This is a genomic window from Escherichia sp. 94.0001, assembly GCF_013369155.2.
Taxonomy (GTDB): domain Bacteria; phylum Pseudomonadota; class Gammaproteobacteria; order Enterobacterales; family Enterobacteriaceae; genus Escherichia; species Escherichia coli_F.
On sequence record NZ_JABWMS020000031.1, the window covers coordinates 42,907 to 52,052 of the forward strand.

Below are 9,146 nucleotides of genomic sequence, written 5' to 3' on the forward strand. Positions count from 1 at the left end.
TGCAGGAGCTACCTATGTTGAGAATGACCCCACTTGCATCAGCAATCGTAGCGTTATTGCTTGGCATTGAAGCTTATGCAGCTGAAGAAACTTTTGATACTCATTTTATGATAGGTGGAATGAAAGACCAGCAGGTTGCAAATATTCGTCTTGATGATAATCAACCCTTGCCAGGGCAGTATGAAATCGATATTTATGTCAATAAGCAATGGCGAGGGAAATACGAGGTTATCGTTAAAGATAATCACGAAGAAACATGCCTGGAAAGGGAAATTATAAAGCGATTGGGTATTAATACCGATAACTTTGCCAGCGGTAAGCAATGTTTAACATTTGAGCAACTTGTTCACGGTGGGAGCTATACCTGGGATATCGGAGTTTTTCGTCTCGATTTCAGTGTACCGCAGGCGTGGGTGGAAGAACTGGAAAGTGGCTATGTTCCACCGGAAAACTGGGAGCGGGGTATTAATGCGTTTTATACCTCTTATTATGTGAGTCAGTATTACAGCGACTATAAAGCGTCGGGTAATAGCAAGAGTACATATGTACGTTTTAACAGCGGGTTAAACTTACTGGGGTGGCAACTGCATTCTGATGCCAGTTTAAGTAAAACAAATAGCAATCCAGGGGTGTGGAAAAGCAACACCCTGTATCTGGAACGTGGATTTGCCCAACTTCTCGGCACGCTTCGCGTGGGTGATATGTACACATCAAGCGATATTTTTGATTCTGTTCGCTTCAGCGGTGTGCGGTTGTTTCGTGATATGCAGATGTTGCCTAACTCGAAACAAAATTTTACTCCACGGGTGCAGGGGATTGCTCAGAGTAACGCGCTGGTAACGATTGAACAGAACGGTTTTGTGGTTTATCAGAAAGAGGTTCCTCCTGGCCCGTTTGCGATTACAGATTTGCAGTTGGCCGGTGGTGGAGCAGATCTTGATGTCAGCGTGAAAGAGGCGGACGGTTCGGTAACCACCTATCTGGTGCCTTATGCAGCAGTGCCGAATATGCTGCAACCCGGCGTGTCGAAATATGATTTTGCGGCAGGTCGTAGCCATATTGAAGGGGCGAGCAAACAAAGTGATTTTGTTCTGGCGGGTTATCAGTATGGTTTTAATAACTTATTGACGCTGTATGGCGGATCGATGGTCGCGAATAATTATTACGCGTTCACTTTGGGGACTGGCTGGAATACACGCATTGGTGCCATTTCCGTCGATGCCACGAAGTCGCATAGTAAACAAGACAACGGCGATGTGTTTGACGGGCAAAGTTATCAAATTGCCTACAACAAATTTGTGAGCCAAACGTCGACGCGTTTTGGTCTGGCGGCCTGGCGTTATTCGTCGCGTGATTACCGGACATTTAACGATCACGTTTGGGCAAACAATAAAGATAATTATCGCCGTGATGAAAACGATATCTATGACATTGCCGATTATTACCAGAACGATTTTGGCCGTAAAAATAGCTTTTCTGCCAATATGAGCCAGTCATTGCCAGAAGGCTGGGGTTCTGTGTCCTTAAGTACGTTATGGCGAGATTACTGGGGGCGTAGCGGCAGCAGTAAGGATTATCAGTTGAGTTATTCCAACAACCTGCGACGGATAAGCTATACCCTCGCGGCAAGCCAGGCTTATGACGAGAATCATCATGAAGAGAAACGTTTTAATATTTTTATATCGATTCCCTTTGATTGGGGTGATGACGTTACGACGCCTCGTCGGCAAATATATATGTCTAACTCAACGACGTTTGATGATCAGGGTTTTGCCTCAAATAATACGGGATTATCGGGAACCGTTGGAAGCCGGGATCAATTTAACTATGGGGTCAACCTGAGTCATCAGCATCAGGGAAATGAAACGACAGCTGGAGCGAATTTAACCTGGAACGCGCCGGTGGCAACGGTGAATGGCAGTTATAGTCAGTCGAGTACTTATCGACAGGCTGGAGCCAGTCTTTCAGGGGGCATTGTCGCCTGGTCGGGTGGCGTTAATCTGGCGAACCGTCTTTCCGAAACGTTTGCTGTAATGAACGCACCTGGAATTAAAGATGCTTATGTCAATGGGCAAAAATATCGTACAACAAATCATAATGGAGTGGTGGTATACGACGGAATGACACCTTATCGGGAAAATCACCTGATGCTGGATGTGTCGCAAAGCGATAGTGAAACAGAATTACGTGGTAACCGGAAAATTGCCGCACCTTATCGCGGCGCGGTCGTACTGGTTAATTTTGATACCGATCAGCGCAAGCCCTGGTTTATAAAAGCGTTAAGAGCGGATGGGCAACCATTAACGTTTGGTTATGAAGTCAATGATATCCACGGTCACAATATTGGTGTTGTCGGTCAGGGAAGCCAGTTATTTATTCGCACTAATGATGTACCGCCATCGGTTAATGTGGCAATTGATAAACAACAAGGGCTCTCATGCACAATCACCTTCGGTAAAGAGATTGATGAAAGTAGAAATTATATTTGCCAGTAATAATCGGGTGGCTCTATGAAAATTCGCATAATGTTATTTATATTAATTATGATGGTAATGCCTGTGAGTTATGCAGCATGTTATGGAGAGTTATCTGCCCAGCATAATTTTGCTGTTCAGGGGGATTTTGCACTTACTCAAACACAAACGGCGACATATGAGCATAATTTCAACGATTCATCATGTGTGAGTACAAATACTATCACCCCTATGAGCCCGTCGGATGTTATTGTTGGACTTTATAACGATACCATTAAATTAAATTTACATTTTGAATGGACCAATAAAAACAACATCACGTTGTCAAATAATCAGACCAGTTTCACCAATGGTTATTCGGTAACGGTGACACCTGCGGCCAGTAATGCAAAAGTGAATGTTTCTGCGGGGGGCGGCGGTTCAGTGATGATTAATGGTGTTGCGACATTATCCAGTGCTTCATCATCGACACGCGGGAGTGCTGCAGTACAATTTTTACTGTGTTTATTCGGTGGCAAGTCATGGGATGCATGTGTAAATAGCTACAGAAATGCATTGGCACAAAATGCAGGTGTCTATTTCTTTAATCTGACATTGTCATACAACCCGATAACCACAACCTGCAAACCGGACGATTTATTAATTACTTTAGAGAGTATTCCCGTTTCACAATTACCAGCCATAGGTAACAAAGCAACAATAAATAGTAACAAAGGGGATATTGTTCTGCGTTGTAAAAACTTATTAGGTCAACAAAATCAAACATCACGGAAAATGCAGGTGTATTTATCAAGTTCTGACTTGTTAACCAACAGCAACACAATACTGAAAGGTGCGGAAGATAATGGCGTAGGATTTATTCTTGAAAGTAATGGTTCTCCAGTCACACTTTTAAATATCACTAACAGCAGTAAAGAATACACAAATTTAAAAGAAATTGCGGCAAAGTCAAAACTTACAGATACAACGGTTTCAATTCCGATAACTGCCAGTTACTACGTCTACGATACAAATAAAATTAAATCTGGCGCACTGGAGGCAACCGCATTAATCAACGTGAAATACGACTAATAACAAGCAAGACGAGCAAGTGGCTAATAATAAAAAATAACAAGGTGTCTGCATTTCCCCCTCATGATGAGGGGGCTTTTTTTAGCGATGATAAAAAATCTCACCATCGTAGGCTTTAATGATTTTACCGTCGGTGTCGCTGATCAACACGTACGCGCCACCCATATAGGTCCAGTGCGTCCCGGCATCAGGCGCGGGCAGGTTACGTAACTGCCACTGCTTAATGTTGTACTCATCGGTGCGGTACATCTCTGGGACGGTATCGCCTGGTTTGAAATGCTTAAAGTCAGCAATGAAACTGCTTAACTCATACTTAGAAATTCCCGAGGTATTGGTCGAACCCGCGGTGGCTGGTGCGGCCCAGGCGGCACTGGTAACCAGCAAAAGCACACCCAGCAACATCTTATTTTTAATGGTCATAAACTCTCCACTTTGGGGATCTGTAATATCAGTCGCATATCTTTCCTGCCATACAATATAACTGACAAGCGATATTTTGTTAGTGATCCCATGATTTCGTAAAAAGTGTAAATGAAAGGATGCCCTAAAAGCATCCTTAGCGAGCAGAGAGCCAGCGGAAATAGCTGATTTAAGAATCATCCTGGGCTGAAGATAACATGCAGCCTATCGCATAATGCCCATAAAGCCATGCACGCCCATATACACCCCAACTAAGCCAATCAACAGACTGGAAAAATAGGGGGCACGTTTAGCGAGAGTGTTAAATCCGCTCCAGCGTTTTGCGACCTGCTGAACGCTGATTGCTGCGCCAACGCCTACGGTGACTAGCGTTAACGCCAGGCCAATGCTGAAACTGACGACCAGTGTTGCGCCTAGTGTCAGGGCTTTCAACTGAATACAAATCAACAGCACGGTAATTGCTGCCGGGCAGGGGATCAGTCCACCTGTTAACCCAAACAATAAAATTTGCCAGTTGGTCACTTCTCTGCCATTGAAGCGTCGTTTGATGTCATTGGCATGGGCTCGTGCATGAGCATCCTGATACTCCCCATGTTCGTGATGGTGATGATGTCCATGGTCGTGGTGATCTTCGTGATCGTGATGATACTCATGATCATGCCCGTGCATATTCTCCAGCCAGTTGCGTTCGCCGCGCCAGGTACGCCAGAACATCCAGAACGCGGTGCCAATAATGATCACCGCGGAAATCAACTGGAGCCACGGTTCTGCAGATTGAGCAGTAAAACGTTTGCTGATCACCATCCCGCCAAAGGCAATCAACCAGACCACCGCGGTATGCGAAATGGTTGCTGCCAGTCCGAGCATCACCGCCTGTTTAATGGTGCCTTTGATGGCGATGATAAACGCTGCCATCATCGTTTTTGAGTGCCCTGGTTCCAGGCCATGAAGCGCACCAAGTAAGATGGCGCTGGGGATGAAGAACCAGGCATTTCCTTGCTGAAGAAGAGTGGTAAATTCGGTCATGATAATAATTCTTAGTATTAATTCGGCAATCCGATTCTACTCCCCCCCAGTACCTGATACTACCCCCCAGTAGAATAATAGTGCTATGATTTTTCATGTTCTTGTTAACCAGGTGTTGCCATGTCTCATACAATCCGTGATAAACAGAAACTGAAAGCGCGTGCCAGTAAGATTCAGGGTCAGGTCGTGGCGCTCAAGAAAATGCTCGACGAGCCGCACGAATGCGCAGCTGTTCTACAACAGATTGCTGCTATCCGTGGCGCGGTAAACGGCCTGATGCGCGAAGTGATTAAGGGGCATCTGACGGAACACATCGTTCACCAGGGGGATGAGCTAAAACGTGAAGAAGATCTGGATGTCGTTCTGAAGGTGTTGGATTCATATATCAAATAATTTCACAACGTTATTGTAATCACGCCGTTTTTCCTCGTTTACAACGTGTGCGCGGGACATTACCATCCATCTCTGCGATTCATCATCGCAACCAAACGACTCGGGGTGCCCTTCTGCGTGAAGGCTGAGAAATACCCGTATCACCTGATCTGGATAATGCCAGCGTAGGGAAGTCACAGACCACCAGGTCATTGCTTCTTCACGTTATGGCAGGAGCAAACTATGCAAGTCGACCTGCTGAGTTCCGCGCAATCAGCGCACGCGTTAAACCTCTTTTACCAACACTCTCCTCTTGTGCATTGCATGACCAATGATGTGGTGCAAACCTTTACTGCCAATACCTTGCTGGCGCTCGGTGCATCGCCAGCGATGGTTATCGAAACCGAAGAGGCCAGTCAGTTTGCGGCTATCGCCAGTGCCTTGCTGATTAACGTTGGCACACTGACGCAGCTACGCGCACAGGCGATGCGTGCCGCCGTTGAGCAAGCAAAAAGCTCTCAAACACCCTGGACGCTTGATCCGGTTGCGGTTGGTGCACTCGACTATCGCCGCCGTTTTTGTCTGGAACTTCTGTCTCATAAGCCAACCGCCATACGTGGTAATGCTTCGGAAATCATGGCATTAGCTGGCGTTGCTAATGGTGGACGGGGAGTGGATACCACTGTCGCCGCAGCTAATGCGATACCCGCTGCACAAACACTGGCACGGGAAACTGGCGCAATCGTCGTGGTCACTGGCGAGGTGGATTATATTACCGATGGTCGTCGCACCGTTGGCATTCACGGCGGCAATCCGTTAATGACCAAAGTGGTAGGAACTGGCTGTGCATTATCGGCAGTTGTCGCTGCCTGTTGTGCATTACCAGGCGATATGCTGGAAAATATCGCATCTGCCTGTCACTGGATGAAACAAGCCGGAAAACGCGCAGTCGCCAGTAGCGAGGGGCCAGGCAGTTTTGTTCCCCATTTTCTTGATGCGCTCTGGCAATTGACGCAGGAGGTGCAGGCATGAAACGGATTAACGCTCTGACAATTGCAGGCACTGATCCCAGTGGTGGCGCAGGAATTCAGGCAGATCTCAAAACGTTCTCGGCACTTGGTGCTTATGGTTGTTCAGTAATAACCGCCCTGGTAGCGCAAAACACCCGAGGCGTGCAATCGGTGTATCGCATAGATCCTGATTTTGTCGCCGCGCAGTTGGATTCGGTGTTCACTGATGTGCGAATCGACACCACTAAAATCGGTATGTTGGCGGAAACCGATATTGTTGAAGCGGTGGCAGAACGGTTGCAACGTTATCAGATCCAAAACGTGGTACTCGACACCGTTATGCTGGCAAAAAGCGGCGACCCTCTGCTTTCACCTTCGGCGGTTGCCACGCTGCGCAGTCGATTATTGCCACAGGTTTCATTAATAACGCCAAACTTGCCCGAAGCAGCTGCCTTGCTCGACGTGCCACACGCGCGCACCGAACAGGAAATGCTGGAACAAGGACGAGCGCTGTTAGCGATGGGCTGTGGCGCAGTGCTGATGAAAGGCGGTCATCTGGATGATGAGCAAAGCCCGGACTGGCTGTTTACCCGAGAGGGGGAACAACGGTTTACTGCACCGCGCATTATGACCAAAAACACCCACGGCACTGGTTGTACGCTCTCTGCGGCGTTGGCTGCACTACGCCCGCGCCATACAAACTGGGCTGACACCGTACAGGAGGCAAAAAGCTGGCTTTCTGCCGCGTTAGCGCAGGCCGACACGCTGGAAGTGGGGCACGGAATTGGTCCGGTTCACCACTTCCACGCGTGGTGGTGAGCACCTTACTATAGCTGCTTTGGTTATTGTCAGTATTTGGCGCTGACATTCAGGGATGAAACCAATGCAGCTGAGAATCACCAGTCGAAAAAAATTCACCGCTTTATTATGCGCTCTTGGGCTAATTTCCATCGTTGCAATTTATCCGCGTCAGACGGTGAATTTTTTCTATTCGACAGCAATTCAGATTAAAGACTACATCCACTTCTACGGTTATCGCCCGGTCAAATCTTTTGCTATTCGCATTCATGCCAGTTATACCATTCACGGAATAGATGTTTCGCGCTGGCAGGAGCGGATCGACTGGCAGCGGGTGGCTAAAATGCGCGATAACGGTATTCGCTTGCAATTTGCCTTTATCAAGGCGACGGAAGGCGAAAAGCTGGTGGATCCGTATTTTTCGCGTAACTGGCAACTAAGCCGCGAAAATGGCCTGTTACGTGGGGCGTATCATTATTTTTCCCCGTCGGTATCCGCTTCAGTTCAGGCGCGATTATTTCTGCAAACGGTGGATTTTGCCCACGGCGATCTCCCTGCCGTGCTGGACGTAGAAGAGCGAGGAAAATTATCGGCAAAAGAATTACGCAAGCGGGTAAGTCAGTGGTTAAAAATGGTTGAAAAAAGCACAGGAAAAAAGCCGATTATTTATGCAGGCGCGACGTTTTATCACACGAATTTGGCGGGGTATTTCAATGAGTATCCGTGGTGGGTTGCGCACTACTATCAACGTCGTCCGGACAATGACGGCAAGGCATGGCGTTTCTGGCAGCATTCCGACCGTGGCCAGGTAGATGGCATTAATGGTCCGGTGGATTTTAATGTGTTTAATGGCACGGCTGAGGAGTTGCAGGGATTCGTGGGAAGCACATTCACGAAGTAAACATCAAAAATCAGAATTTCGGGGGCTGATAAAACAGGTGTTCAACCCGGTATCATTGGGAAAACTTCATGGATGAGGCTCGCCAATGATACCGGTTAATAGATTCATAGAATATCTTGATAACCACAACAGGGCTCCAGCAGTACGAAAATTCCAAAAACAAATGCGGGAGAATTGCATCACACTGGCTGGTGAAAAAGACCTTCTCATTAATTATAAAAAATCAATGAATTACCCGAATGAATTTACAGCGCAAGGATATGGGAAATGATCGATTTTAAAGAAAAATACAGTAATATTATTGAATCGGGAAATTCGGAGCAATTAATAGCTTTATTAAAAGTACTGAATGAACAGTCTCGAAAAGAGTTAGCTCCATTAATCAAGAAAGATGTGAAAAGATTAACCGGTCACAAGGAGATATCACGGAATAGATGGAGAGTTATTGGTAGTGAAAATCAGTTCAAAATGTTAGGTGTAGCAATATTATGCTGTTACAATAAAAAAGATTGTAAAAACATAAAATCTGTCATGTTTAAGAATAATAATTATCTGGATATAGCTCTGGGGTTATTTTCTCCTGACTGGTTTACCGATTATGTCAATATCTTCGCAGATAAAGATGGTTGTCCTTTTAATTACGAACAAATTAGTGACTGGATTGCGGCAGGTTATCTATCTAATGTGTCGCCAATGCTTATCGTAAAAAAAATAATACATAGTAAAATGCTACAGAAGCACTCATTCACTTTAGATGTTCATCTCTGGGAAATATTTAATTACCCTTGTAATATATCATGGGCTGAAAGTTGGCATCATACACAAGAGAAACCAGAAGACGCCGATGAACATAGATGGATATACTTGTTCAAAAAATACACTCAAGAAAAAAGGTTAGACAGAATGCGGGTTTTAAAAGAAAGCCTTCTTGCTGTCAATCGCGGATTCAATAAAAATCAAACTAACTGGTATGTGGACTTGTTGACTGCTCTGGAACCTGCTGAAAATGAATGTTTGCAACTACAAAATGAGTTATTTTCAGTATTTCATTGCCCGCAAAATAAACCTATTTCC

General features: G+C 45.9%; 9 protein-coding genes and 1 riboswitch. Of the genes, 7 read left to right on the forward strand and 2 right to left on the reverse strand.

Translation table 11 applies throughout. From position 1 onward, the window contains the following. Positions 1 to 14 precede the first annotated feature (14 nt). The gene (locus tag HEN33_RS15060) at positions 15 to 2,495 is read left to right on the forward strand and encodes a fimbrial biogenesis outer membrane usher protein (RefSeq protein ID WP_176263880.1); all 2,481 of its coding nucleotides are present in this window, start codon (positions 15 to 17) and stop codon (positions 2,493 to 2,495) included. A 15-nt stretch (positions 2,496 to 2,510) separates the two neighbouring features. Continuing rightward, positions 2,511 to 3,545, forward strand: coding sequence for a putative fimbrial-like adhesin protein (locus HEN33_RS15065; RefSeq protein WP_176263881.1), 1,035 nt, complete (start codon positions 2,511 to 2,513; stop codon positions 3,543 to 3,545). A gap of 81 nt (positions 3,546 to 3,626) precedes the next feature. Here HEN33_RS15065 and rcnB read toward each other — a convergent pair whose 3' ends face one another. Continuing rightward, positions 3,627 to 3,965 (reverse strand): Ni(II)/Co(II) efflux transporter accessory subunit RcnB, encoded by a 339-nt coding sequence (gene rcnB, locus HEN33_RS15070; RefSeq protein ID WP_000153074.1) that lies wholly within the window; start codon positions 3,963 to 3,965, stop codon positions 3,627 to 3,629. 204 nt (positions 3,966 to 4,169) lie between these two features. Beyond that, positions 4,170 to 4,991: a nickel/cobalt efflux protein RcnA gene (gene rcnA, locus HEN33_RS15075; protein ID WP_000134589.1), complete on the reverse strand. Its 822-nt coding sequence runs from the start codon at positions 4,989 to 4,991 to the stop codon at positions 4,170 to 4,172. 120 nt (positions 4,992 to 5,111) lie between these two features. Here rcnA and rcnR point away from each other — a divergent pair, with 120 nt between their 5' ends. The 5 genes from rcnR to HEN33_RS15100 form a co-directional block, all read left to right on the forward strand. Continuing rightward, positions 5,112 to 5,384, forward strand: a complete 273-nt coding sequence (gene rcnR, locus HEN33_RS15080; protein ID WP_000019944.1) for a Ni(II)/Co(II)-binding transcriptional repressor RcnR — start codon at positions 5,112 to 5,114, stop codon at positions 5,382 to 5,384. A gap of 91 nt (positions 5,385 to 5,475) precedes the next feature. Continuing rightward, positions 5,476 to 5,572, forward strand: a riboswitch (TPP riboswitch). 34 nt (positions 5,573 to 5,606) lie between these two features. Continuing rightward, entirely contained in the window at positions 5,607 to 6,395 is a 789-nt protein-coding gene (gene thiM / locus HEN33_RS15085; RefSeq protein WP_176263882.1) for a hydroxyethylthiazole kinase, read from the forward strand. After that, the gene (gene thiD, locus HEN33_RS15090; protein WP_176263883.1) at positions 6,392 to 7,192 is read left to right on the forward strand and encodes a bifunctional hydroxymethylpyrimidine kinase/phosphomethylpyrimidine kinase; all 801 of its coding nucleotides are present in this window, start codon (positions 6,392 to 6,394) and stop codon (positions 7,190 to 7,192) included. The genes thiM and thiD overlap by 4 nt, the downstream gene beginning before the upstream one ends. Before the next feature lie 64 nt (positions 7,193 to 7,256). After that, positions 7,257 to 8,072, forward strand: coding sequence for a glycoside hydrolase family 25 protein (locus HEN33_RS15095; RefSeq protein ID WP_176263884.1), 816 nt, complete (start codon positions 7,257 to 7,259; stop codon positions 8,070 to 8,072). Between the two features lie 267 nt (positions 8,073 to 8,339). Next, positions 8,340 to 9,146, forward strand: an 807-nt coding sequence (locus HEN33_RS15100; protein ID WP_242460296.1) for a DUF6493 family protein, incomplete at its 3' end; no start/stop codon positions are given.